Genomic DNA, 23071 nt, shown 5'->3' with positions numbered 1-23071 from the left:
CGCTGCCGAGCCTACCCTTGTGACGCCGCGCGACCATTTCCGTCCACGTGGGTGAAGACCTCTGTAAAGAAGAGCCGTCATCAGGGTGCCGGGCGGATGTCGGGCACACCTCGCGCGGACGATCCCGCGGTGACATCCACCCCTTCACAGGAGGCTCCCGGCAGGCGTCAACACGAGCCCACCCCCGAGAAGAACGGCGTAAGGGCAACGTCTAGAGTGGCGTGGTACGCGCAAGTCTTTACCGGGCCTTCACGCCCGGAGCTTGCTGGGATTTCTCTGTCTGGGGTGTGCGTGACGGCCGTCGAGTCCCGACCCGCTGGGGTCGTCCTGACTCCGAGCCCGGGGGGCCATCGGCCGTTCGGGGCCCGCGTCAAAGCGTTCGTGGCGCTGACGAAACCACGGATCATCGAACTGCTGCTCATCACCACGGTCCCGGTGATGTTCCTGGCCGCCCAGAGCGTGCCGGACATGTGGCTGGTGCTCGTCACCTGCGTCGGCGGCTATCTGTCCGCCGGCGGCGCCAACGCGCTGAACATGTACATCGACCGCGACATCGACGCGATGATGGACCGTACGTCGCAGCGTCCGCTGGTCACCGGCATGGTCTCGCCCCGTGAGAGTCTCGTCTTCGGGCTCTCGCTGGCCGTGATCTCGACGCTCTGGTTCGGCCTGCTGGTCAACTGGCTCTCCGCGGCGCTGGCGCTGGGCGCGCTCCTCTTCTACGTCGTCGTCTACACGATGATCCTCAAGAGGCGCACCTCGCAGAACATCGTCTGGGGCGGCATCGCCGGCTGCATGCCGGTCTTCATCGGCTGGTCGTCCGTCACCAACTCGCTGTCCTGGGCCGCCGTCATCCTCTTCCTGGTGATGTTCTTCTGGACGCCGCCGCACTACTGGCCGCTGTCGATGAAGGTGCGCGAGGACTACGCGCGCGTGGGCGTGCCCATGCTCCCCGTCGTCGCGTCCAACCGGACCGTGGCCCGCCAGATCGTGCTCTACAGCTGGGTGATGGTGGGGGTGTCGCTGCTGCTGACGCCGCTCGGCTACACCGGCTGGTTCTACACGTCGGTGGCCGTCGTGGCCGGCGGCTGGTGGCTCTGGGAGGCGCACGGGCTCCAGTCGCGCGCCAAGTCCGGTGCGACGGGCGGCAAGCTGAAGGAGATGCGGCTGTTCCACTGGTCGATCACCTATGTGTCGCTGCTCTTCGTGGCCGTCGCGGTCGACCCCTTCCTTCGATAGGACGACTACCCGTCGGTAGCATGTTGGTCATGGCAGAGACCGAGGTTGACGAGCAGACCGGCGACGGCGCGCGTGCGAGCCGGCAGGCCGTACGGGACGAACGGCGCGCGGCCCGACTGGCCAAGCAGATCGGCGCGTTCGCGCGACGGCACGGCGGGGCCGCCGAGGGCCAGCTCTCCTATCTGGGCCAGGCCGGCACCCGCATCGTGCTGGTGGCGCAGGACGGCGACTGGGGCGACCTGGTCGCCCCCACGCACGACGTGGCGCTGAAGGCCGTCGAGAAGGCCGGGATCACGGTGCACGAGTCCTTCGACGGCGAGTTCGCCGCGAAGGTCCGCACCGGCCCGTACGAGTGGACGCGCATGGCGGGCATCCAGATCGGCGGCCCGGACAACGACGAGGCCGTGTCCGCCACATAGCGCCATCCGCCCGCAGGGCGGGACTTGTCGGACACGGCCCGGGCCGGGCCCCGGGGCGGTTTCGGCGCGGGGTCGGCCAACACCCGGGCGCGCTTTTCCCGTTAGGACTGTAGGGATACGGTCCACGACGGGAAGCGCCATGATCGAGACAACGACTCTGGTGGACCAGAACTGCCACGGCGTCCTCCGTACGGAGCTGGGACTCGGCACCTTCGAGGCCCAGCTCGGCCGGAGCGCCGGACCGCCCGCAGCGGGCACCACCTTCTTCGACACCCAGACCGGATTCGCCGTACGGCGCTGGTGCCCGCCGCTCCTCGGACTGGAACCGCACACCTCACCCGCCGGCTATCTCGCCAGACGGCGGGAACTCGGCGTCCTGGAGGCCGGGCGCCGGCTGCTGCGGGGCACCGGTGTCACCACCTATCTGGTCGACACCGGTCTGCCCGGCGATCTGACCGGGCCCGAGGAGATCGCCGCGGCCGGCGCCGCCGAGGCACGCGAGATCGTACGGCTCGAACTCCTCGCCCAGCAGGTCGCCGACACCTCGGGCACCGTCGACTCGCTGCTCGCCAACCTCGCCCACGCCGTGCACACGGCGGCCGGATCGGCCGTCGCCTTCGTGTCCGTCGCCGCCCTGCGCCACGGCCCCGCCCCGGCCACCGAACCACCCGGCCCCGGAGAGGTGCGCACGGCCGCCGGACGCTGGCTCGCGCGGCGGCGGGTGGGCGGCCGGCTGACCGACCCCGTACTGCTGCGCCATCTGCTGTGGACCGCCGTCGCCACCGGGCTGCCGCTCCAGCTTCACGCGGGCGGCGGCGAGGGGTGCCGGGCCGATTGTCCCGGCGGCGGTCCGGCCCGGATCGCGGGCTTCGCGGCGGCCACCGCCGGGCTCGGCACCGATCTGGTCCTGCTGCACGGCCTGCCCCACCACCGGCAGGCGGCCCGGCTCGCCGCGGCCCATCCGCATGTCTATGTGGATCTCGGCCCGGCCCTCGCCCACACCGGCGCCCGCGCCGCGGACGTACTCGCGGAGGTGCTGGAGCTGGCGCCGTTCGGGAAACTGCTCTACTCCAGCGGCGCGCGCGGGCTGCCCGAACTGCACGTGGTCGGCGCGCGGGTGTTCAGACAGTCGCTGGCGCGGGTGCTCGGCGGCTGGGTGGCGGACGGCTCGTGGGCGCTCGCCGACGCGCGGCGCGTGGCGGAGATGATCGCCTCGGGCAACGCCCGCCGGGTGTACGGCCTCGACGGCGTGTGACGGCCGTCAGGCCGGTCGGCTCTGTCGGCTCGGCCGGAGCGGCTGGGGCGCTCAGGCGGTGGACAGCGCCGGGTCGGCCGGGTCCGCCTGTGCCGGGATCTCCGGGTCCGCCACGGGCCGCTCACGCAGACTCAGGGCGAGGCGCAGCACCACGATCCAGGTCAGCGCGGAGCCGAGCATATGGACGCCGACCAGGAACTCGGGGACGTCGGTGAAGAACTGGACGTAACCGATACCGCCCTGCGCGAGCAGCACGATCAGCAGGTCACGCGCCCGCGCGCGGATGTCGTCCGGGGCGTCCACCACGCGCAGCACCAGCCACATCGCGATCGCCAGGGCGCAGATCGCCCAGGCCGCCGCCGCGTGCACGTGCGCCGCGTCGATCCAGTCCCAGGGCATGCGCGGCACCTCGCTGCTGTCGCCCGCGTGCTTGCCGGAACCGGTCACGGTCGTTCCCAGGGTGACCAGGAGCACCGTCGTGACGACCAGCGCCCAGGACAGCTTCCGTACAGGACGGGGGACCCGCGGCCGGGGTGTCGTGTCGCCCTCGCCGGTGCGGTGCCACACGAGCACCGTGACCGTGAGCAGGGCGTTGGCGAGCAGGAAGTGGACGGCCACCGTCCAGGGGTTGAGCTCCATGTGGACCGTGATGCCGCCCATGACGGCGTTCACCACCACCAGCCAGAACATGCTCCAGGCGAGCCGGGTGAGGCCGCGGCGCCGGGGCTTGACCGACCGGGCGGCGACGATCGCCCAGCCGACGGCGGCCGACAGCACGTACGTCAGCATCCGGTTGCCGAACTCGATCGCGCCGTGCAGCCCCTGCTCGGGCGTCGCGAAGAGGCTGTCGTCGGTGCACTTCGGCCAGGTGTCGCAGCCGAGCCCGGAGCCCGTGAGCCGGACGGCGCCGCCGGTGACGATGATGACGACGGTCATCACGACGGCGGAGAGCGCGGCGCGGCGCAGGACACGGGGGGAGGGCGTCCAGCGCTGGGCGATGTAGTCGAGGGGGTTCCACACGGCAACCATGGTAGGCGGGCGTTTGTGAACGCAGTCACGAGGGGGTGGCCAAGGCCGCCCCGAGGCACCCGCTCCGCGGTCGGAGGTCCACTCAGGTCCGAGAGACGCCAAACGGGGCCGGTGGCGCCCCGCCGGTGGCCGGGCGCCGGCGGACGCCGGTGTCCGCGATGTCGTGCCGGCGGCCCGACTGCCGTCCGAGGGTTGGACGGGCCGGTGCCCGACGGGCGGTGCCCGGTGTCCTACTCCCAGCGGAAGAGACGGGCCGCGGCGCCGAGCCCGAGTGCCGCCCAGGCGGTCAGCACCCCGAGATCGGCCCAGGGCATCCCCGCACCGTGCTGAAGGACCTCCCGCAGCCCGTCGGAGAGGGCCGAGATCGGCAGCAGGCCGAGCAGCGTCTGCGCCGCGTCCGGGAACTTGTCCAGCGGCACGATCACGCCGCCGCCCACCAGCAGCAGTACGAAGACGAGATTCGCCGCAGCCAGCGTCGCCTCGGCCTTGAGCGTGCCCGCCATCAGCAGGCCGAGCCCGGAGAACGCCGCCGTACCGAGGACGAGCAGCAGGAGTACGGCGAGGGGGCTGCCCTCCGGCGACCAGCCCAGCGCGAACGCGATGACCGTCAGCAGCACGATCTGGAGCACTTCGGTGACCAGGACTGAGAGCGTCTTGGCGGTCATCAGCGCCCAGCGCGGCAGCGGCGAGGCGCCGAGCCGCTTCAGCACCCCGTAACGGCGCTCGAAGCCGGTCGCGATGGCCTGCCCGGTGAAGGCCGTCGACATCACGGCCAGCGCGAGGACGCCGGGCGTCAGGAAGTCGACCGACGCGCCCGAGCCCGTGTCGATGATGTCGACCGTCGAGAACAGCACCAGCAGCAGACTCGGGATGATCACGGTCAGCAGCAGTTGCTCGCTGTTGCGCAGCAGCATCTTCGTCTCGAAGACGGTCTGCGCGGCGATCATCCGCGGCAGCGGCGCCGCGCCCGGCGCGGGCGTGTACCTGCCGGCACTCGTGCCCTCGCCCTGGATGGCGCCCGTACCCGTGTCCGTACCGGCGCTCATGGCCGCAGCTCCTTGCCGGTCAGTTCCAGGAAGACGTCCTCCAGCGTGTGCCGCTCGACCGAGATCTTGTCGGGCATCACGCCGTGCTGCGCGCACCAGGACGTCACCGTCGCGAGCAGCTGCGGGTCGATCGTGCCGCCGATCCGGTAGGCGCCCGGCGCCGGCTCGTCGGCGGCCGACCCGTCGGGCAGTGCCTTGAGCAGCGAGCCGAGGTCGAGTCCGGGGCGGCCGGTGAAGCGCAGGGTGTTCTCGGCGCCGCCCCGGCACAGCTCCTCGGTGGTGCCGTGCGCCACCACCCGGCCCGCGTCGACGATGGCGACGTCGTCGGCCAGCTCCTCGGCCTCGTCCATGAAGTGCGTGGTCAGCACGGTGGTCACTCCGTCGGCGCGCAGCTCGCGCACCAGGTCCCAGGTGGACCGGCGGGCCTGCGGGTCGAGCCCGGCCGTCGGCTCGTCCAGGAACACCAGCTCGGGCCGGCCCACGACGGCCATGGCGAGCGACAGCCGCTGCTGCTGGCCGCCGGAGAGCCGCCGGTAGGCCGTACGTCCGCAGCCGCCGAGCCCGAGACGCTCGATCAGTCCGGTCACGTCCAGCGGGTTCGCGTGCAGGGTGGCCATGTGGCGCAGCATCTCCTCGGCGCGGGCGCCGGAGTACACGCCGCCGGACTGGAGCATCACCCCGACGCGGGGGCGCAGCCGCGCCGCGTCGGCCACGGGGTCGAGTCCGAGAACGCGCACCGTGCCCTCGTCCGGCCTGCGATAGCCCTCGCAGGTCTCGATCGTGGTGGTCTTGCCGGCTCCGTTGGGGCCGAGGAGGGCGGAGACCGTGCCCGCCCGGAACGTCAGATCCAGGCCGTTCACCGCGGCCCTGGCCCCGTACCGCTTGACCAGGCCCCGGACCTGGACCACCGGCTCTCCGACGACGCTGCGCATGCCGTGAGTCTAGGCAGCGGCCCCGCGCGCCCCGGGTCCGGGGCCGCTTCTTAGGTGACCCTAAGTGACGTAGGGCACCACTCGTCGTACCGGACGGCTGTTGTCACTCCCGAAGGAATTACGCAACAATGGCGTTGTGAAATACGTTGGCGAGGCTCCGCAGGAGGAACTCGCGACCGGTGAGCGCTCGACGCGCAACCGGGTCGCGCGCTCCATCCTGGACCACGGCCCGTCCACCGTCTCCGACCTCGCGGGGCGCCTGAAGCTCACCCAGGCCGCCGTCCGCCGCCATCTCGACGCGCTGGTCGCCGACGCCGTCGTGGAACCGCGTGACCAGCGAGTCTACGGCTCGCGAGGGCGTGGCAGGCCCGCCAAGGTGTTCGCCCTGACCGACTGCGGCCGGGACGCCTTCGACCAGTCGTACGACAAGCTCGCCGCCGACGCCATCGAGTGGATCGCCCGCGGCGCGGGCGGCGGCGCCCGGGGCGACGCGGCCGTCACCGCCTTCGCGCGCGACCGGATCGCCACCCAGGCGGGGGCGTACCGGGAAGCGGTCGAGGACGCCGCCCCCGAGAAGCGCACGGAGGCACTCGCCAAGGCGCTGAGCGCCGACGGGTACGCTGCTACGGCTCGTAGCGCTCCGAACCAGCAGGGCGAGCAGCTGTGCCAGCACCACTGCCCGGTGGCCCACGTGGCCGAGAAGTATCCGCAGTTGTGCGAGGCGGAGACGGAGTTCTTCTCCGAGCTGCTGGGCACCCATGTGCAGCGGCTGGCGACCATCGCCCACGGTGACGGGGTGTGCACCACGTTCATCCCCCACGGCGCCGGGCACGGCGCGCCACCGGGGACGCCGCGCGCCGGCGGAACGCCGGGGGCCGGCACCACACAGACCGATCCACCGCAGATCAACCAGCAGACCGAACATCACGCATCCGAAAGCACGGCCGGGAGGAACCCCGCATGACGCTCCCCACGGAGACCGCCCATCCTGAGCTCGACGGACTGGGCAAGTACGAATACGGCTGGGCCGACTCCGACACGGCAGGCGCCACCGCGAAGCGCGGTCTCTCCGAAGAGGTCGTGCGCGACATCTCGTCGAAGAAGAACGAGCCCGAGTGGATGCTGAAGCTCCGCCTCAAGGGACTCAAGCTCTTCGGCAAGAAGCCCATGCCGAGCTGGGGCTCCGACCTGTCGGGCATCGACTTCGACAACATCAAGTACTTCGTCCGGTCGACGGAGAAGCAGGCGGAGTCCTGGGAGGACCTGCCCGAGGACATCAAGAACACCTACGACAAGCTCGGCATCCCCGAGGCGGAGAAGCAGCGCCTCGTCGCCGGTGTCGCGGCCCAGTACGAGTCCGAGGTCGTCTACCACCAGATCCGCGAGGACCTGGAGGAGCAGGGCGTCATCTTCCAGGACACCGACACCGCGCTCAAGGAGCACCCGGAGCTCTTCCAGGAGTACTTCGGCACGGTCATCCCGGTCGGCGACAACAAGTTCGCCTCGCTGAACTCGGCCGTGTGGTCCGGCGGTTCGTTCATCTACGTGCCGAAGGGCGTGCACGTCGAGATCCCGCTCCAGGCGTACTTCCGTATCAACACGGAGAACATGGGCCAGTTCGAGCGGACGCTGATCATCGTCGACGAGGACGCCTACGTCCACTACGTCGAGGGCTGCACCGCCCCGATCTACTCCTCGGACTCGCTGCACAGCGCCGTCGTCGAGATCATCGTCAAGAAGGGTGGCCGCTGCCGTTACACGACCATCCAGAACTGGTCGAACAACGTCTACAACCTCGTCACCAAGCGTGCCGTGGCCTACGAGGGCGCGACCATGGAGTGGGTCGACGGCAACATCGGCTCCAAGGTCACCATGAAGTACCCGGCCGTCTACCTGATGGGCGAGCACGCCAAGGGCGAGACCCTGTCCATCGCCTTCGCGGGCGAGGGCCAGCACCAGGACGCCGGCGCCAAGATGGTCCACATGGCTCCGAACACCTCGTCCAACATCGTCTCCAAGTCGGTGGCGCGAGGCGGCGGCCGTACCTCCTACCGAGGTCTCATCGAGATCGGTGAGGGCGCGCCCGGATCGAAGTCCAACGTGCTCTGTGACGCGCTGCTGGTCGACACCGTCTCGCGTTCCGACACCTACCCGTACGTCGACGTCCGTGAGGACGACGTGTCGATGGGGCACGAGGCGACCGTCTCCAAGGTCTCCGAGGACCAGCTCTTCTACCTGATGAGCCGCGGTATGACCGAGTTCGAGGCGATGGCGATGATCGTGCGCGGCTTCGTGGAGCCGATCGCCAAGGAACTGCCCATGGAGTACGCCCTGGAGCTCAACCGGCTCATCGAGCTCCAGATGGAAGGCTCCGTCGGCTGACGCTTCCGAGCGCCAGTCCGCAGCAGCGACCGATTCCCCAAGAGGCAGAGAGAGAGCACGACGACAGCCATGGCTGAGGCTCAGAACATTCCGGTGGGTTCCACCACCGCCGGTTCGATCGCGGTGGCCGCCGAGTCGACCGTCGCCACGCGCATGAGCGCGCCGCCGTCCTACGACGTCGCGGACTTCCCCGTTCCGCACGGTCGCGAGGAGGAGTGGCGGTTCACGCCGCTGGAGCGGCTGCGCGGTCTCCAGGACGGTACGGCCGTCGCCGACGGCCGTATCCGTACGGAGGTGTCCGCCCCCGCGGGCGTCGTCCAGGAGACAGTCGGCCGCGACGACCCGCGCGTGGGCAGGGCCGGTACGCCGGTGGACCGGGTCGCCGCGCAGGCGTTCACCTCGTTCGAGAAGGCGTCGGTCGTCTCCGTTCCCAAGGAGGCCGTGCTCACCGAGCCGATCCGGATCACCGTGCACGGCCAGGGCGGTACCGCGTTCGTGCACCAGGTGATCGAACTGGGCGCCTTCGCCGAGGCGGTCGTGGTCATCGACCACACCGGTGACGCGGTGGTCGCCTCCAATGTCGACTTCCTCGTCGGTGACGGCGCCAAGCTGACCGTGGTGTCCGTGCAGGACTGGGACGACGAGGCCGTCCACGTCTCCCAGCACAACGCGCTGGTCGGCCGGGACGCCTCGTTCAAGTCGATCGTGGTGACCTTCGGCGGCGACGTCGTACGGCTCCACCCGCGCGTGCGGTACGCGGGCCCCGGCGGCGAGGCCGAGCTGTTCGGCCTGTACTTCACCGACAAGGGCCAGCACCAGGAGCACCGCCTCCTGGTCGACCACAACGCCCCGCACTGCAAGTCCAACGCCGTCTACAAGGGCGCGCTCCAGGGCGACGACGCGCACGCCGTCTGGATCGGTGACGTGATCATCCGCGCCGTCGCCGAGGGCACCGACACCTACGAGATGAACCGGAACCTGGTCCTCACGGACGGCGCCCGGGTCGACTCCGTGCCGAACCTGGAGATCGAGACCGGCGAGATCGCCGGCGCCGGTCACGCCTCGGCCACCGGCCGGTTCGACGACGAGCAGCTCTTCTACCTGATGTCGCGCGGTATCCCGCAGGTCGAGGCCCGCCGCCTGGTCATCCGCGGCTTCTTCGCCGAGCTGGTCCAGCAGATCGGACTGCCCGATGTCGAGGAGCGCCTGATCGCCAAGATCGAGGCGGAGCTGGAGGCATCGGTTTGATGAACTTCGTCCGAGTCTGTGGACTGGCCGAGCTGGAGGACGGCACCCCCAAGCGGGTGGAGCTCGACGGCGTACCGGTCTCCGTCGTCCGTACCGAGGGCGAGGTGTTCGCGATCAACGACATCTGCTCGCACGCCAACGTCTCCCTCTCCGAGGGCGAGGTCGAGGACTGCTCGATCGAGTGCTGGCTGCACGGCTCCAGCTTCGACCTGCGTACCGGCAAGCCGAACGCCCTGCCCGCGACGCGCCCCGTCCCCGTATACCCCGTACAGATCCAAGGGGACGATGTGCTCGTCTCCGTCACCCAGGAGTCCTGAGTCCATGGCAACCCTTGAAATCAACGACCTGCACGTCACTGTCGAGGCGGAGGGCGGTGCCCGCGAGATCCTCAGGGGCGTCGACCTGACCGTCAAGCAGGGCGAGACGCACGCCATCATGGGCCCCAACGGCTCCGGCAAGTCGACCCTCGCGTACTCCATCGCGGGCCACCCCAAGTACACGATCACCGGTGGCACCGTGACGCTGGACGGCGAGGACGTCCTGGACATGACCGTCGACGAGCGCGCCCGCGCCGGGCTCTTCCTCGCGATGCAGTACCCCGTCGAGGTCCCCGGCGTCTCGGTCTCCAACTTCCTGCGCACCTCCGCCACCGCCATGCGCGGCGAGGCACCCAAGCTGCGTACGTGGGTGAAGGAGGTCAAGGGCGCGATGGAACAGCTCCAGATGGACCCCGCGTTCGCGGAGCGCAACGTCAACGAAGGCTTCTCCGGCGGTGAGAAGAAGCGCCACGAGATCCTTCAGCTCGAACTGCTCAAGCCCAAGGTCGCGATCCTCGACGAGACGGACTCCGGTCTGGACGTCGACGCGCTGCGGGTGGTCTCCGAGGGCGTCAACCGCGTCCGGGAGAGCGGAGAGGTCGGCACGCTGCTGATCACGCACTACACGCGGATCCTCCGCTACATCAAGCCCGACTTCGTGCATGTTTTCGCTCAGGGCCGTATCGCCGAGTCCGGCGGTGCCGAGCTCGCGGACAAGCTGGAGAACGAGGGCTACGAGGCGTACGTGAAGGGTGGCGTATCCGCGTGACACAGCCGTCAGGCCTCCTCACCGGGCCGGACCGACTGCTCGACGAGGCGGTTCGCAAGGACTTCCCGCTGCTGGACCGGCTGGTCCACGACGGGAAGAAGATCGTGTACCTGGACAACGCGGCGACGTCGCAGAAACCGCGCCAGGTCCTCGACGCCCTCAGCGAGTACTACGAGCAGCACAACGCCAACGTGCACCGCGGCGTCCACGTGCTCGCCGAGGAGGCCACGGCGCTCTACGAAGGGGCGCGCGACAAGGTCGCCGCCTTCATCAACGCGCCGAGCCGCGACGAGGTGATCTTCACCAAGAACGCCTCCGAGTCGCTCAACCTCGTGGCGAACATGCTGGGCTGGGCCGACGAGCCCTACCGGGTGGACCACGAGACCGAGATCGTCATCACGGAGATGGAGCACCACTCCAACATCGTGCCGTGGCAGCTGCTCGCGCAGCGGACCGGGGCGAAGCTGAAGTGGTTCGGTCTCACCGACGACGGCCGGCTCGACCTGTCGAACATCAACGAGGTCATCACCGAGAAGACGAAGATCGTCTCCTTCGTGCTGATCTCGAACATCCTGGGCACGGTCAACCCGGTCGAGGCGATCGTCCGCCGCGCGCAGGAGGTCGGCGCGCTGGTGCTGATCGACGCCTCGCAGGCGGCACCGCACGTCGCGGTCGACGTGCAGGCGCTCCAGGCCGACTTCGTGGCCTTCACGGGCCACAAGATGTGCGGCCCGACCGGTATCGGCGTCCTGTGGGGCCGCCAGGAGCTGCTGGAGGACCTGCCGCCGTTCCTCGGCGGCGGCGAGATGATCGAGACCGTGTCGATGCACTCCTCCACGTACGCCCCGGCGCCGCACAAGTTCGAGGCGGGTACGCCCCCGATCGCCCAGGCCGTCGGCCTCGGCGCGGCCGTGGACTATCTGAGCGCGATCGGCATGGACAAGATCGCCGCGCACGAGCACGCCATCACCGAGTACGCGGTGCGGCGGCTGCTGGAGGTCCCCTCCCTGCGGATCATCGGCCCGTCCACGGCCGAGGAGCGCGGTGCCACGATCTCCTTCACACTCGGAGACATCCACCCGCACGACGTGGGGCAGGTGCTGGACGAGCAGGGCATCGCCGTCCGGGTCGGTCACCACTGCGCGCGGCCGGTCTGCCTGCGGTACGGAATTCCGGCGACCACGCGAGCGTCGTTCTATCTGTACTCCACGCAGTCGGAGGTCGACGCACTGGTCGACGGGCTGGAGCACGTCCGTAATTTCTTCGGATGAGGGATTGACCGGTGAAGCTGGATTCCATGTACCAGGAAGTCATCCTGGATCACTACAAGCACCCCCACGGGCGCGGTCTGCGGGACGGCGACGCGGAGGTGCACCACGTCAATCCGACGTGCGGTGACGAGATCACGCTGCGCGTGAAGTACGACGGCTCGCGTGTCGCCGACGTGTCGTACGAGGGCCAGGGCTGCTCCATCAGCCAGGCCAGCGCGTCCGTGCTGAACGACCTTCTGGTCGGCAAGGAGCTGGCGGACGCGCAGAAGATCCAGAGCACCTTCCTGGAACTGATGCAGTCCAAGGGCAAGATCGAGCCGGACGATGCCATGGAGGAGGTGCTGGAGGACGCCGTGGCGTTCGCCGGCGTTTCCAAGTACCCCGCCCGTGTGAAGTGCGCGCTGCTGAGCTGGATGGCGTGGAAGGACGCGACGGCCCAGGCTTTGGGCGACACCGCGCAGAAGGAGACGGCATGAGCGAGAACGAGACCGTGACGATGAAGCCGGCCTCCGAGGAGGAGGTCCGCGAGGCGCTGTACGACGTCGTCGACCCCGAGCTGGGGATTGACGTCGTCAATCTGGGCCTGATCTACGGCGTCCACATCGACGAGTCCAACGTCGCCACCCTCGACATGACACTGACGTCGGCGGCCTGTCCGCTGACCGACGTGATCGAGGACCAGGCGAAGTCGGCGACGGAGGGCATCGTCAACGAGCTGAAGATCAACTGGGTCTGGATGCCCCCGTGGGGTCCCGACAAGATCACGGACGACGGCCGCGAGCAGCTGCGCGCGCTGGGCTTCAACGTCTGAGGCGACTGCCTCACCGGACGGCGCGAGCGGGCCCCACGATCCTGGCGATCGTGGGGCCCGCTCGTCGTGTGCGGGGCTTCAGGGGCCGGCGGGAGGAGCGGCGGGCGCGGCCGACGCCGCCGAGATCAGTGCCGGGGCCAGATCCTCCTTACGGATGCGCTGATCGATGTAGAGGAGGCCCAGCACCAGCTGGGGGAAGGTCGTGGAGAAGATCTGGCCGACCAGCTGGCCGACGAGGGCCAGGACCAGATAGCCGCTCACGGCGACGAAGATCTGGCCGAGGGTCGGCTCGTAACCGAACTCTCCCGCGTCGAACGCGCCGGGGAAGAGCCTCGTCACGCTGAACAGCTGCTGGAGCGCCAGGCCGGCGACGGAGGCGATCACGAAGGCCAGCAGCGAGATGCCGCAGATCCGCCACCACGAGCCGCGGACCAGCTCGGCCGAGCGGCGCAGCGCGCCGACCGGTCCCCGCGACTCGATGACGACGGCCGCCGGGGCGAGACTGAACAGCACCCACAGCCAGACCGCCAGGGGCCCGAGGACCAGAGCTCCCGCGAAGGCGAGCGGGATCAGCCATCCGGCCGGGTCCCAGCCGCCCGTGGCGACGACCGTGACCATCGTGGACACGATGCCGGTGATGAACAGCAGCACCGGAACGATCATGATCAGCCCGCTCAGGAAGGCCGTTCCGATGACGGCGGGTACCCGGGACAGCGCCCGCAGCAGGACCGTGCCGACCCTGACCGGCCTGCCGAGCACCGCCTCCTGGACGATCGCCGGGCAGCAGGCCTTCATCATCGCGTTGGCCAGCAGCAGCACGGCCGTCACCACGACCCACACGACGGCGAAGGTGATGATCAGCGGCCGTATGTCGTCCCAGGAGGGTGAGGAACGCGCGGGAGTGTCGACGACGGAGGACAGATGGTCGCCGACGGCGGCGTACGCGACGGTCAGCGCCCCGCCGGCCACCAGGAGCGCGACGCCGTACACGGTCACGGCTGTGCCGAGCAGTTGCCGCCAGTAGCGGCCCAGCGTGGCGAACGCGCCCCCGAGTATCTCGCCGAGATCGAGGGGGCTGAGCGGTATCACGCCCGGCTTCGGCCCCCGGGGGCGCGGCCGGCCGCCCCAGCCGGGCGGCGGACCGTTTCCGTACGGAGGCGGACCCCAGCCGGGTGGCGGCTGACCTCCGTACGGAGGCGGACCACCACCGCCGTACGGGCCGTGTCCGCCCGGCGGTCCGCCGTCCCGCGCGCCGCCGCCCCACCCCTGGTCCTGCGTCACTGCTCAGCTCCGATGTGTGTCGCCGACTCCGGCCGGGACACGGTAGCCGCTCCAGGGCTCCACCAGGACTCCAGCAATTCTGTGTACGGGCGTACGCAACCATACGTACACTCGTACACATGGGACTCGGATACGGAATGCTCGCCGTCGCGATCGCGGCGGAGGTGGCCGCCACGACGGCCATGAAGTACAGCGACGGCTTCACCCGGCTCTGGCCCTCACTGGCGGCCGTCATCGGGTACGTGCTGGCCTTCGCGCTGCTCGCCCAGACGCTGAAGACCCTCTCCGTCGGCACCGCGTACGCGATCTGGGCCGGCGTCGGCACCGCCGCCGTCGCCGCCATCGGCATGGTGTTCCTGAGCGAGGCGGCCACCCCGGCGAAGCTCGCCGGCATCGCGCTCGTCATCGCCGGTGTCGTGCTTCTCAACGTCGGCGGGGCCCACTGATGGTCAGGCGGTACGACCCCGAGAGGCGGCAGCGCATCATCGACGCGGCGATCCGGGTCGTCGGGCGGAACGGGATCGCGGGGCTGAGCCACCGCACCGTCGCCGCCGAGGCCGATGTGCCGCTCGGCTCCACGACGTACCACTTCGCCTCCCTGGACGAGCTGTTGGTCGCCGCGCTGCGGCAGGCCAACGAGGGCTTCGCCTCCGCCGTCAGGGAGAGCGGCGCCCTTGCCCGCCCCGACTGCGACATCGCGGACGAGCTGGCCCGCATCACCGGGCGGTGGCTGACGGGGGACCGCACCGGCGGCACCGGCGTCGAGCTGGAGTACGAGCTCTACCTCGCCGCCCTGCGCCGCCCCGCGCTGCGCCCGGTGGCCGCCGAGTGGTGCGACGGGGTCATGAAGATCCTCGCCGGCCGGGTCGACACGGTCACCGCCTGCGCGCTGGTCGCGCTCCTCGACGGCATCTGCCTCCAAGTGCTGCTCACCGGCGGCGAGTACGACATCGACTACGCACGGGAGATGCTCGGCAGGATCCTCGCCGGGTCGTCGGCTCCGTCCGGTCCGACGCCGGCGGGCGGTGCGCGGGCTTCGGTAGATTGACCGCATGAGCATTCCGCCCGCCACGCCCGCGCCGGAGTCCGAACCGCAGCACGCGGCCGTCATAGGCCCCGAGATCACCTACGCGGAGTGCCGGCAGTGCGGCACGCTCATCGCCGGGCTCGACGGCCGCTACAGCTGCGGAGTCTGCGGCTGGGTGAACCACCACTCCGAGGGACACCGGATCCTCCCGCGCGCCGAGGACGACACCAACCGGGCGGCGGGCGACACGGACGGTAACCGGCTCGGCTGAACCGCCGCGGACCCGCCGCCGCTCCCACGGCCCGGTGCCCGTACGCCGAGACCGGTTGGCCTCCGCGTACGGGCGCCCGTTAGGTTTCGCTCATGACCGACACGACTGCTACTCGCACCACCGGCGCCGTCGCCGCCGGGCTCGCCACCCTCACCGAGGACGGCACCGTCCTCGACACCTGGTACCCCGCCCCCGCGCTCTTCGACGAGCCGGGCCCCGCCGGTACCGAGCGGCTGAGCGCCGACCGCGCCGCCGAACTGCTCGGTGACACCGCGCGCAAGGCGGTCGGACCCGATCCGCGCCGCGGGGTCGAGGTCGTCGCCGTCCGTACGGTCATCGCCTCGCTCGACGACAAGCCGCTGGACGCCCATGACGCGTACCTGCGTCTGCACCTGCTCAGCCACCGTCTGGTGAAGCCGCACGGGCAGAGCCTCGACGGCCTCTTCGGCCTGCTCGCCAACGTCGCCTGGACCTCGCTCGGCCCGGTCGCCGTCGACGCGCTGGAGACGGTGCGCCTCAACGCCCGCGCGGAGGGCCTGCACCTCCAGGTCACCTCGGTCGACAAGTTCCCGCGCATGACGGACTACGTCGCCCCCAAGGGCGTCCGGATCGGCGACGCCGACCGGGTCCGCCTCGGCGCGCACCTCGCCGAGGGCACCACCGTGATGCACGAGGGCTTCGTCAACTTCAACGCCGGCACGCTCGGCACCTCCATGGTCGAGGGCCGGATCTCGGCCGGCGTCGTCGTCGGCGACGGCTCGGACATCGGCGGCGGCGCCTCCACCATGGGCACCCTCTCCGGCGGCGGCACGGAGCGCATCGTCATCGGCGAGCGCTGCCTCATCGGTGCCGAGGCGGGCGTCGGCATCCCGCTCGGCGACGAGTGCGTGGTCGAGGCGGGTCTCTACATCACGGCCGGTACGCGCGTGACGCTGCCCGACGGGGAGATCGTCAAGGCCCGTGGCCTGTCCGGCGCCTCGAACATCCTCTTCCGCCGCAACTCGGTCACCGGCAAGGTCGAGGCCCGGCCGAACAACGCGGTCTGGGGCGGTCTGAACGACGTCCTGCACAGCCACAACTGACGGCGCGCGGGGGCGCGCACGCGTACGCCCCCGCGCACACCACGGGGGAACGGGGATCCGATGACGAGGCGACACCGCCCGGCCGTGCTGTCGGCCGGGGTGTCCGTCCTGCTGCTGACGGTGGCGGGCTGTTCGGACCTCAGGAGTGAGATCGAGGCGGAGACCGGCACCGGCGCCGCGCCGACCGCGCCGGCGCACTCCCCTCCGGGGTCCGCCGTCCCGCCCTCGCCGCTGGCACTGCCGTCGTCCTCGCCGACCGGGGCGACGCCGCCGGGGTGCCCGGCGTCGGGCCTGGACGTCGTGATCGGCGGCGAGGACGCCGCGATGGGCCACCGCGTGGTCACCCTCAAGCTCTGGAACTGCGGCGACAGGACCTACCGGGTCAAGGGGCATCCGGGCCTCGAACTCCTCGACGAGGCCCGTGAGCCGATCGACGTCGAGGTCACCCACAAGAGCGACTACTCCTACACCGGCCGGCGCGACGACCGGCCCCGGCAGGTGACGCTCGCGCCCAACGCCACGGCGAGCGCGGTACTGCACTGGAACAACCGCGTCACCTCCCTGGACGGAGCGCCCACCCCCGGTGCGCACGTCCTCGTCACGCCCGCCCCCGGCGAGGAGCCCGTCTCCCTGCCGCTCCCGGTCGACCTCGGCACGGACGGCACCCTGGACGTGACCTCCTGGGCCGCCGACCCTGTCAGTGGTCGGTGATCCAATGGGCCGTATGGACACCGAACGCGCCGATCCCGCCGACCTCGACGCGCTGCGCGCCGCCTTCCCGCCCGAGCTGCGCAGACCCCCGCTGGGCTGGGCCGCCGTCCACGCCTTCGAGTCCGAGCAGGGCGTCGTGCTACCGGAGCCCTACCGCACGCTGGTCGCCGAGATATGCGACGGCAGCGGTGAGGGGCCCGCGGACGTCGACGGGCTGATCCCGCTGAGGCGCCTGCCCGCGGACTGGGGCCTCGACAACGGCCAGCGGGCGCCCGCGAAGCCGTTCCCGCTCACCGAGGCGTGGGTGTGGGAGGACGACCCGAGGCCGTACGAGGAGCTGGAGCCGCTGATCGACGAGGTCGGCAACGACGGCAGCATCGTGCTGGGCACCGACGGCTGCGGGCTGTACTGGCATCTGGTCGTCACCGGCGCCCAGCGCGGCCGGATATGGGCCGTCAGCGATGTGGGCGCGGCGCCCGCCGAGGAGGAACCCGGGTTCGCCGACTGGGTGGCGCGCTGGGCGAAGTCACGTTGACCTCAACCACACTTCATATTTGAGCATGGTGAGCGACGCCGCACCACGGTGGTGCGGCGACGAGGAGGTATCACCATGTCCGTGCGAGTCACCACCGTCCCCGAGATCGGCCGTCCCGGCGTCGGCGTCGTCAAGGTCAGCACCTGGCGCGTCGGTACGCCCGAGCGGCAGCGCGCGGCGGTGGAGGCGATCGGTGAGGCGTGGGCGCGCCGGGAGTGGCCGGACGGCGGCCTCCTGTCGTACAGCGTCATGGTCGGCGAGGACGGCAGGACGCTGCTGCACTACTCGCAGTGGCGCGACGAGGCCGCCTACCAGGACTTCGTCCGCACGGGGCGCGACGAGCGCAACGCGGAGATCGACGCTGCCGTGCCGGGGATCGAGCGGCTCGGCCTCGGCTCGTACGAGCTGTACCGGAGCGGGGAGCCGGCCGAGGGCGACACCCGGGTGCCCGGCTGCGTCGTGATCGTGGACGTCGAGTTCGACGGGCCGGACCCCGCACGACAGCGGGAGTGGACCGACACCGTCTTCGCGGCCCTCGACAGCGACCGCTACGAGCAGTCGGCCGGGATCGCCGCGTACTTCCACGCCAGCACGGACGGGACACGGGTGCTCAACTACGCGGAGTGGGAGAACGCGGAGGGCCACATCGTCGCGCTCAACGCCCCGGGGGACGGCGTCGGTTCGGGCTCGGAGCAGTGGGAGAAGGTGCGGACCTTCCCCGGCCTCGCGGGCAGCACGGTGCACCGGTACACGCCCGCGATCAGTCTCAGCGCGGCCTGAGGGGCACAGGGCGGCCGGACCGGGCGCGGGGCGCCGTGGCGGCGGAGAGCGCGGTGGTCCGGCCGTATGTGGGGTACGGCCGGACCACCGCCGTTCAGGCAGACGCGGCCCCGGTCACGGCCGGAAACGCAGCACCTGCGGGTCGTGGTCGCTGTTCTGGTCGGCGAACTCGGCGTTGATGTGGACGCTGTCGTAGTCGAAGTCGTCGACCGCCGGGCTCGTCAGGATCTGGTCGAGGACCTGGCTGTTGCCCTGGTAGACGTAGGAGTAACGCTCCGGCGCAGGCAGGGACTTGATCGCCGGGTACAGCGCGCCGCCCGCGGTGAGCGTCTTCGTGGTCGTGGAGAACTCGAAGTCGTTGATGTCACCCACCACCAGCACGTTGGCCTTCTTCTGGACCGCCAGGAGGTCCTTCACGAACGCGTTGACGGACTTCGCCTGGAGGTGCCGCTGCGCCTCGGAGATCCGGGTCGGCGGCTGGTGGTGCGAGACCAGGCTCTCGTCGCCGCCCTTGGAGGCGAAGTGGTTGGCGATCACGATGACCGGCTCGCCGCGGAAGGTGAACTCACCGGCCAGCGGCTTGCGGCTGTCCTTCCAGGCGGCGTTCGCCGGGTCGATCCGGCCGGGGGACAGGCTCAGCGCGGCGTGGCCGCCCTCGCTCACGGCCTCGGTCGCCGTCGTGGCGTCGCCGCCCGCGCGGTCGGTGAAGGAGACCCGCTCGGGGTTGAAGAGGAAGACCTGGCGGATGTTGCCGCCGGGCTCGCCGCCGTCCGTCTTGTTCTCCGGGTCGACGGTGCGCGCCTCGTACGCCGGGCCGCCGGCCGCCACGATCGCCGCCGTGAACTTGGCGATGGTCGCGTCGGCGGAGACGGTGCCGTCGTCCGTCGCGCCGTTGTCGTCCTGGATCTCCTCCAGCGCCAGGATGTCCGGCGACGACAGGTTGTTCACGACGGCGCCGGCGAGCGCGTCGAACTTCTCCTGCGGGTCGGACGGGTCGAGGTTCTCGACGTTGTACGTCGCCACGGCCAGCTCGTCGCGGCGCTGCGCGCGGGTCGTCTCGGGCTTCGCGCCGTCGCCGGTGACCTCGCCGAGAGTGCGGGCGGTCAGCGTGTAGCCGCCGAACTGGTTGAAGTCCAGCGGGCCTTCGGTGCTGCCCGACAGCACGTCCCCGACGTCGGCCTTCGGGAACGGCCGCTCGGCGACCGGGGCCAGCTGCTGGATCTGGATCCTGCCGGTGTTCTGGTCGTCGTAACCGCCGTAGACCGTGCCGCCGCGGCGGTTGGCGTTCTCGCTCGGCTTGACCGTCACCCACAGCTCCGAGTACGGGTCGGTGGCGCCGACCACGCGCGAGGTGCCGACGCGGACGTTCATGCCCTCCAGCGACTCGTAGTAGTCGAGCGCGTAGCTGCGGGGCTTCAGCTGAAGGCCGTTGATGCTGTTGCCCGTCGCGGCGGTGCCCTTGGGGGCGTACGCGGCCGGTACGGACTTCGCCGAGATCGTCACCGGCGCGGGGAGCTCGTTGCCGGAGGAGACGACCGTGATCTTCGGCGACGAGATCTGGGTGAGGGACTGGTTCCCGGAGGCGGCGCCGCCGGGGACGTACTCGGTGACCGTGCCGGACACCTTGACCGAGTCGCCCACGGCGACCGCCGGAACGGCGTTGGTGAAGACGAAGATGCCCTCGCTCGTCGCCGCGTCCCTGTCGGGGTTCGGGTCCTGGAACCAGAAGCCCCGGGAGCCGTAGGTCCGTACGCCGGTGACGATGCCGGGCACGTCGGCCACGGGGGTACCCACGAGCGGCGATATCCGGCCACTGCCCTGGATGCCGCTGATCCTGACCTCGGCGGCGGACGCCGAGGAGGATCCGGCGAGCAGGCCGGCTGCCAGTGCGGTGGCGACGAGGGCCGAGACGGCGGCCGTTCTCGGTACGGATGAAGGCATTACGGGACTCCGGAAGTGAGAAAGGGTGACGGAGTGGAACGTGGTCCCACACGTGGTTCCACGTGTAGTTCTACGCGCGTCAATCTCTTGCGTGGGCCCATGTGTTGTCAAGGGTGTGCGGGTGTACACCCGTTGTCGGCCAAGTGAACCGGGTGGGATGGGGTGAAATACGTCTACGCTTGGGCGCCCTGGACCCCGTAAGGCGCAAGGAGAATCACCAGATGTCCGGAGACCGCCCCACCCTGCCGCCGGTGCGGCTGCCCTCGGACGCGGAGCTGGCGCGGGACGCGCTCGCCGTACCGCTGCTGGCCAGGGCCGTGCGTCTCGCCCGCTGGGCCGGGCCGGGGACGCGCGTCGGTGCGGGTGGTGAGCTCGTCGAGGAGCAACTGCCCGCGGCGGCCGAGGTGCTGGGACTCCTCGGGACCGAGAGCCCCGAACCGACGGAGAGCGACGAGGCGCTGGCGGCGCAGGCCCGGGCGGAGGCCGAGGCCGCGGCGAGCGAGGCGTGGCGGGTGGCCGTCGACACCGGGCTGGTCGAGGTCGAGGACCCCTCCGACGACGCGAAATCCATGGACGGGGCGGACGGAGCGGGCGGTGCGGGAGGCGTGGGCGCCGGAGGCGACGGAGACGGCACCGTGAGCGCCGGAGCCGCCCTCCAACTCATCGCGTCCGGCAGCCCGCAGGACGTCCTCTCCCTCTGGCTGGACGCCCTGGACGTCGTCTTCGCCGACGCGACCGCGCCCGTCCTGGAGGATCTGGCCGGTGCCATCGGCGACGACGGGGAGATCGACCTCGACGCCCTGGACTGGGACCCCGAGGCGGAGGCCGAGTTCCTGGAGGGCGTCCTCGGGAACCTCTATCTGCTCACCGCCGGCGAGGGCGGGACCGACCCCGTCCCCGTACCTCTGCCGGTCCTCGCCGCGTCGATGATCGTGCCCGACGACATGGGCGAGCCCACCGACGACGTGCTGGAGCAGGTGTCGGACGCGATGATGCGGCTGGACGACCAGTTCGCCCTGCTGGAGCCGATCGGGCTCGTCACGTACGTACCCGTGGACGAGGCGCTGATGGTCGACGACGCCGAGGCCGAATCCGTACCGTCCGGCGACGACGAGGACGTGTCCCGGTACGGCGTGGTCACGCTGACCCCGCTCGGTCTGCACGGGATCAGGTCCCGGATGCGGGACGCGGGCGTCGAGGCGCCCGCCGTCGGCGACCTCGCCGACAAGGGCGCCGACGCGCTCCTCGACGGCGTCGCGCACTTCCCAGAGCCGGCCGCGCGCGCCGAGACCGAACAGTGGCTGGCCCGCCGCGAACCAGCCGCGGCGGCAAGCGAACTGCTCGCCGCTGCCAAGGGCACCGACCCCGGCGCCCCGCTGCGCCGGCTGCACTGCCAGCAGTCCCTCGCGCTCGTCGGCGCCGAGGCCGAGCCCGCGGTGCGCGAGGTCCTGGACGACGCGGAGCTGGGCGGGCTCGCCCGCGTGTGGCTCGCGGAGCTGGGGGCCGCCGACGTGCCGCCGCCGTCCGAGTCGATGATCTTCTGGTTGGCGATCGACACGATCGCGGCCCAACTCGACGCGGAGGGCGAGCCCCTGGAGCTCCAGGAGCTGGTCGAGGGGCTGGTCGGCCAGCACAGCGGCTTCTTCGACGCGGCGTGGCGGGTGGACCACCCGGCGACGGCGGACGTGCTGGAGGCGATGGGCCGGCTGCACCGGGACCGCAAGGCGGCGAAGGACGCCCGCAAGGCGGCGTTCAAGGCGCGGTCGCGCAACGGGGGCTGAGGAAGCGGGGGCTGGGCCCTGTCCGGCGGATCTTCGTGGAAAGTCCGGGGCCTTCGGTGCGGTGCGTCGCTAGGCGGAAGTTCGTGCTCGTACTGGACCTACGTGGACGAGTCCGACGACGTGGCGAGGTGCCGTGCCAGGCGTTCCGGGCCCGCGAAGATCTGCCGGACAGGGCCAGCCGTCCCCGGGTGTCTGCCCGGTGCCGGGCCTCAACTCCGCAGATGGGAAGCGCCGTTGAGGTCCAGCACCGCGCCCGACGACCACTGCGCCTCGGGCGAGGCCAGCCACAGGACGGCCGCCGCGACCTCCTCCGCGCTCGCCACCCGGCCGAACGGGCTCTGCGCCCGGATCGCCTCTCCCTCCGCCCCGGCCAGCCGGGCCGCCACCCGTTCCGTGTCGAAGAAGCCCGGCGCGACGGAGGCGACACCGATGCCGTACGGAGCGAGCGACACCGCCAGCGACTGCCCCAGCGCGTGCACCGCCGCTTTCGTGGCGCCGTACGCGGGGTGGTCCGGCTCGCCCCGGAACGCGCCGCGTGAACCGATGTTGACGATGCGGCCGCCCATTCCGCGGTCGATCATGGACCGGGCCGCGCGATGGCTGAGCAGCGCCGTGCCGAGCACATTCACCGACAGATGGCGCTGCCACGCCGCCGCCCAGTCCTCGTACGTGGTGGTGGCGAGCGGATGACGCTCGTTCACCGCCGCGTTGTTCACGAGTACGTCGATACCGCCCAGCGTCTCCCGCGCCGCGTCGGCGATCCGTGCCGCGCCCTCGGGGTCCGACAGGTCACCGCCCAGCAGTACGTGGCCGGTGCCGTCGAGCGAGTCCAGCGTGTGGCGCGCGTCGTCCTCGCGGGTGCCGTAGTGCACGGCGACACGGTCGCCGTTTGCGGCGAACGCGCGGGAGACGGCGCGGCCGAGACCGCGCGAGGCACCGGTGAC

At 70.9% G+C, this 23071-nt stretch carries 25 protein-coding genes; 19 read left to right on the top strand and 6 right to left on the bottom strand.

Going from position 1 to position 23071, the window contains the following annotated elements; translation table 11 throughout:
• The first annotated feature begins 291 nt into the window (after nucleotides 1-291).
• The 3 genes from GXP76_RS08015 (at nucleotide 292) to GXP76_RS08005 (ending at nucleotide 2913) form a co-directional block, all read left to right on the top strand.
• Nucleotides 292-1239, top strand: a complete 948-nt coding sequence (locus GXP76_RS08015; protein ID WP_242570736.1) for a heme o synthase — start codon at nucleotides 292-294, stop codon at nucleotides 1237-1239.
• 29 nt (nucleotides 1240-1268) lie between these two features.
• Entirely contained in the window at nucleotides 1269-1658 is a 390-nt protein-coding gene (locus tag GXP76_RS08010) for a hypothetical protein (protein ID WP_242570735.1), read from the top strand.
• Between the two features lie 139 nt (nucleotides 1659-1797).
• A complete protein-coding gene (locus GXP76_RS08005) occupies nucleotides 1798-2913 on the top strand; it encodes an amidohydrolase family protein (protein WP_242570734.1) in 1116 nt (371 codons plus the stop codon).
• 51 nt (nucleotides 2914-2964) lie between these two features.
• On the opposite strand, the gene GXP76_RS08000 is transcribed toward GXP76_RS08005, so the two are convergent.
• From GXP76_RS08000 to GXP76_RS07990, 3 genes are all read right to left on the bottom strand, one after another.
• The gene (locus tag GXP76_RS08000) at nucleotides 2965-3942 is read right to left on the bottom strand and encodes a heme A synthase (RefSeq protein WP_242570733.1); all 978 of its coding nucleotides are present in this window, start codon (nucleotides 3940-3942) and stop codon (nucleotides 2965-2967) included.
• Nucleotides 3943-4172: 230 nt separating this feature from the next.
• On the bottom strand, nucleotides 4173-4988 hold the full coding sequence (locus GXP76_RS07995; protein ID WP_242570732.1) for an ABC transporter permease: 816 nt from the start codon (nucleotides 4986-4988) through the stop codon (nucleotides 4173-4175).
• Nucleotides 4985-5920, bottom strand: coding sequence for an ABC transporter ATP-binding protein (locus GXP76_RS07990; RefSeq protein WP_242570731.1), 936 nt, complete (start codon nucleotides 5918-5920; stop codon nucleotides 4985-4987). Before GXP76_RS07990 ends, GXP76_RS07995 begins: the two co-directional genes overlap by 4 nt.
• 136 nt (nucleotides 5921-6056) lie before the next feature.
• Here GXP76_RS07990 and GXP76_RS07985 point away from each other — a divergent pair, with 136 nt between their 5' ends.
• The 8 genes from GXP76_RS07985 (at nucleotide 6057) to GXP76_RS07950 (ending at nucleotide 12718) form a co-directional block, all read left to right on the top strand.
• Nucleotides 6057-6884 (top strand): metalloregulator ArsR/SmtB family transcription factor, encoded by an 828-nt coding sequence (locus GXP76_RS07985; RefSeq protein ID WP_242570730.1) that lies wholly within the window; start codon nucleotides 6057-6059, stop codon nucleotides 6882-6884.
• A complete protein-coding gene (gene sufB / locus GXP76_RS07980; RefSeq protein WP_147872166.1) occupies nucleotides 6881-8302 on the top strand; it encodes a Fe-S cluster assembly protein SufB in 1422 nt (473 codons plus the stop codon). The genes GXP76_RS07985 and sufB overlap by 4 nt, the downstream gene beginning before the upstream one ends.
• A 69-nt stretch (nucleotides 8303-8371) precedes the next feature.
• Complete coding sequence (gene sufD / locus GXP76_RS07975) at nucleotides 8372-9550, top strand: Fe-S cluster assembly protein SufD (RefSeq protein ID WP_242570729.1); 1179 nt, start codon at nucleotides 8372-8374, stop codon at nucleotides 9548-9550.
• On the top strand, nucleotides 9550-9867 hold the full coding sequence (locus tag GXP76_RS07970) for a bifunctional 3-phenylpropionate/cinnamic acid dioxygenase ferredoxin subunit (RefSeq protein ID WP_242570728.1): 318 nt from the start codon (nucleotides 9550-9552) through the stop codon (nucleotides 9865-9867). Before sufD ends, GXP76_RS07970 begins: the two co-directional genes overlap by 1 nt.
• Nucleotides 9868-9871: 4 nt before the next feature.
• The gene (gene sufC / locus GXP76_RS07965) at nucleotides 9872-10636 is read left to right on the top strand and encodes a Fe-S cluster assembly ATPase SufC (protein ID WP_242570727.1); all 765 of its coding nucleotides are present in this window, start codon (nucleotides 9872-9874) and stop codon (nucleotides 10634-10636) included.
• On the top strand, nucleotides 10633-11907 hold the full coding sequence (locus GXP76_RS07960) for a cysteine desulfurase (protein WP_374360151.1): 1275 nt from the start codon (nucleotides 10633-10635) through the stop codon (nucleotides 11905-11907). The genes sufC and GXP76_RS07960 overlap by 4 nt, the downstream gene beginning before the upstream one ends.
• Nucleotides 11908-11918: 11 nt before the next feature.
• A complete protein-coding gene (gene sufU, locus GXP76_RS07955; protein WP_023542536.1) occupies nucleotides 11919-12383 on the top strand; it encodes a Fe-S cluster assembly sulfur transfer protein SufU in 465 nt (154 codons plus the stop codon).
• Nucleotides 12380-12718 carry a metal-sulfur cluster assembly factor gene (locus GXP76_RS07950; protein ID WP_078077928.1) on the top strand — a complete coding sequence of 113 codons (339 nt, stop codon included), beginning with the start codon at nucleotides 12380-12382 and terminating at the stop codon, nucleotides 12716-12718. Before sufU ends, GXP76_RS07950 begins: the two co-directional genes overlap by 4 nt.
• A 78-nt stretch (nucleotides 12719-12796) precedes the next feature.
• On the opposite strand, the gene GXP76_RS07945 is transcribed toward GXP76_RS07950, so the two are convergent.
• Nucleotides 12797-13807 carry an oxidoreductase gene (locus tag GXP76_RS07945; protein ID WP_242570726.1) on the bottom strand — a complete coding sequence of 337 codons (1011 nt, stop codon included), beginning with the start codon at nucleotides 13805-13807 and terminating at the stop codon, nucleotides 12797-12799.
• 311 nt (nucleotides 13808-14118) lie between these two features.
• Between GXP76_RS07945 and GXP76_RS07940 the strand changes: the two genes are divergently transcribed.
• The 7 genes from GXP76_RS07940 (at nucleotide 14119) to GXP76_RS07910 (ending at nucleotide 18405) form a co-directional block, all read left to right on the top strand.
• Nucleotides 14119-14445 carry a multidrug efflux SMR transporter gene (locus GXP76_RS07940; RefSeq protein WP_242570725.1) on the top strand — a complete coding sequence of 109 codons (327 nt, stop codon included), beginning with the start codon at nucleotides 14119-14121 and terminating at the stop codon, nucleotides 14443-14445.
• Nucleotides 14445-15047, top strand: coding sequence for a TetR/AcrR family transcriptional regulator (locus GXP76_RS07935; RefSeq protein WP_242570724.1), 603 nt, complete (start codon nucleotides 14445-14447; stop codon nucleotides 15045-15047). The genes GXP76_RS07940 and GXP76_RS07935 overlap by 1 nt, the downstream gene beginning before the upstream one ends.
• Before the next feature lie 4 nt (nucleotides 15048-15051).
• Nucleotides 15052-15297: a hypothetical protein gene (locus GXP76_RS07930; RefSeq protein ID WP_242570723.1), complete on the top strand. Its 246-nt coding sequence runs from the start codon at nucleotides 15052-15054 to the stop codon at nucleotides 15295-15297.
• Nucleotides 15298-15389: 92 nt separating this feature from the next.
• The gene (gene dapD, locus GXP76_RS07925) at nucleotides 15390-16379 is read left to right on the top strand and encodes a 2,3,4,5-tetrahydropyridine-2,6-dicarboxylate N-succinyltransferase (RefSeq protein WP_242570722.1); all 990 of its coding nucleotides are present in this window, start codon (nucleotides 15390-15392) and stop codon (nucleotides 16377-16379) included.
• Nucleotides 16380-16439: 60 nt separating this feature from the next.
• Nucleotides 16440-17090 (top strand): DUF4232 domain-containing protein, encoded by a 651-nt coding sequence (locus GXP76_RS07920; protein WP_242570721.1) that lies wholly within the window; start codon nucleotides 16440-16442, stop codon nucleotides 17088-17090.
• Nucleotides 17091-17103: 13 nt separating this feature from the next.
• The gene (locus GXP76_RS07915; RefSeq protein WP_242570720.1) at nucleotides 17104-17625 is read left to right on the top strand and encodes an SMI1/KNR4 family protein; all 522 of its coding nucleotides are present in this window, start codon (nucleotides 17104-17106) and stop codon (nucleotides 17623-17625) included.
• A 75-nt stretch (nucleotides 17626-17700) separates the two neighbouring features.
• Complete coding sequence (locus GXP76_RS07910) at nucleotides 17701-18405, top strand: antibiotic biosynthesis monooxygenase (protein ID WP_242570719.1); 705 nt, start codon at nucleotides 17701-17703, stop codon at nucleotides 18403-18405.
• Nucleotides 18406-18519: 114 nt separating this feature from the next.
• Here GXP76_RS07910 and GXP76_RS07905 read toward each other — a convergent pair whose 3' ends face one another.
• Nucleotides 18520-20346 carry an endonuclease/exonuclease/phosphatase family protein gene (locus GXP76_RS07905; protein WP_242570718.1) on the bottom strand — a complete coding sequence of 609 codons (1827 nt, stop codon included), beginning with the start codon at nucleotides 20344-20346 and terminating at the stop codon, nucleotides 18520-18522.
• 221 nt (nucleotides 20347-20567) lie between these two features.
• On the opposite strand from GXP76_RS07905, the gene GXP76_RS07900 reads away from it, so the two are divergent.
• Nucleotides 20568-22127 carry a hypothetical protein gene (locus tag GXP76_RS07900; RefSeq protein ID WP_242570717.1) on the top strand — a complete coding sequence of 520 codons (1560 nt, stop codon included), beginning with the start codon at nucleotides 20568-20570 and terminating at the stop codon, nucleotides 22125-22127.
• A gap of 209 nt (nucleotides 22128-22336) precedes the next feature.
• Here the strand turns inward: GXP76_RS07900 and GXP76_RS07895 are convergent.
• The coding region (locus GXP76_RS07895) for an SDR family NAD(P)-dependent oxidoreductase (RefSeq protein ID WP_242570716.1) at nucleotides 22337-23071 on the bottom strand (735 nt) is incomplete at its 5' end.

This window comes from Streptomyces sp. NP-1717, from assembly GCF_022695985.1.
Taxonomy (GTDB): Bacteria; Actinomycetota; Actinomycetes; order Streptomycetales; family Streptomycetaceae; genus Streptomyces.
The sequence above is the reverse complement of the archived record's forward strand: the minus strand, read 5'-3'. Positions and strand labels throughout refer to the sequence as shown.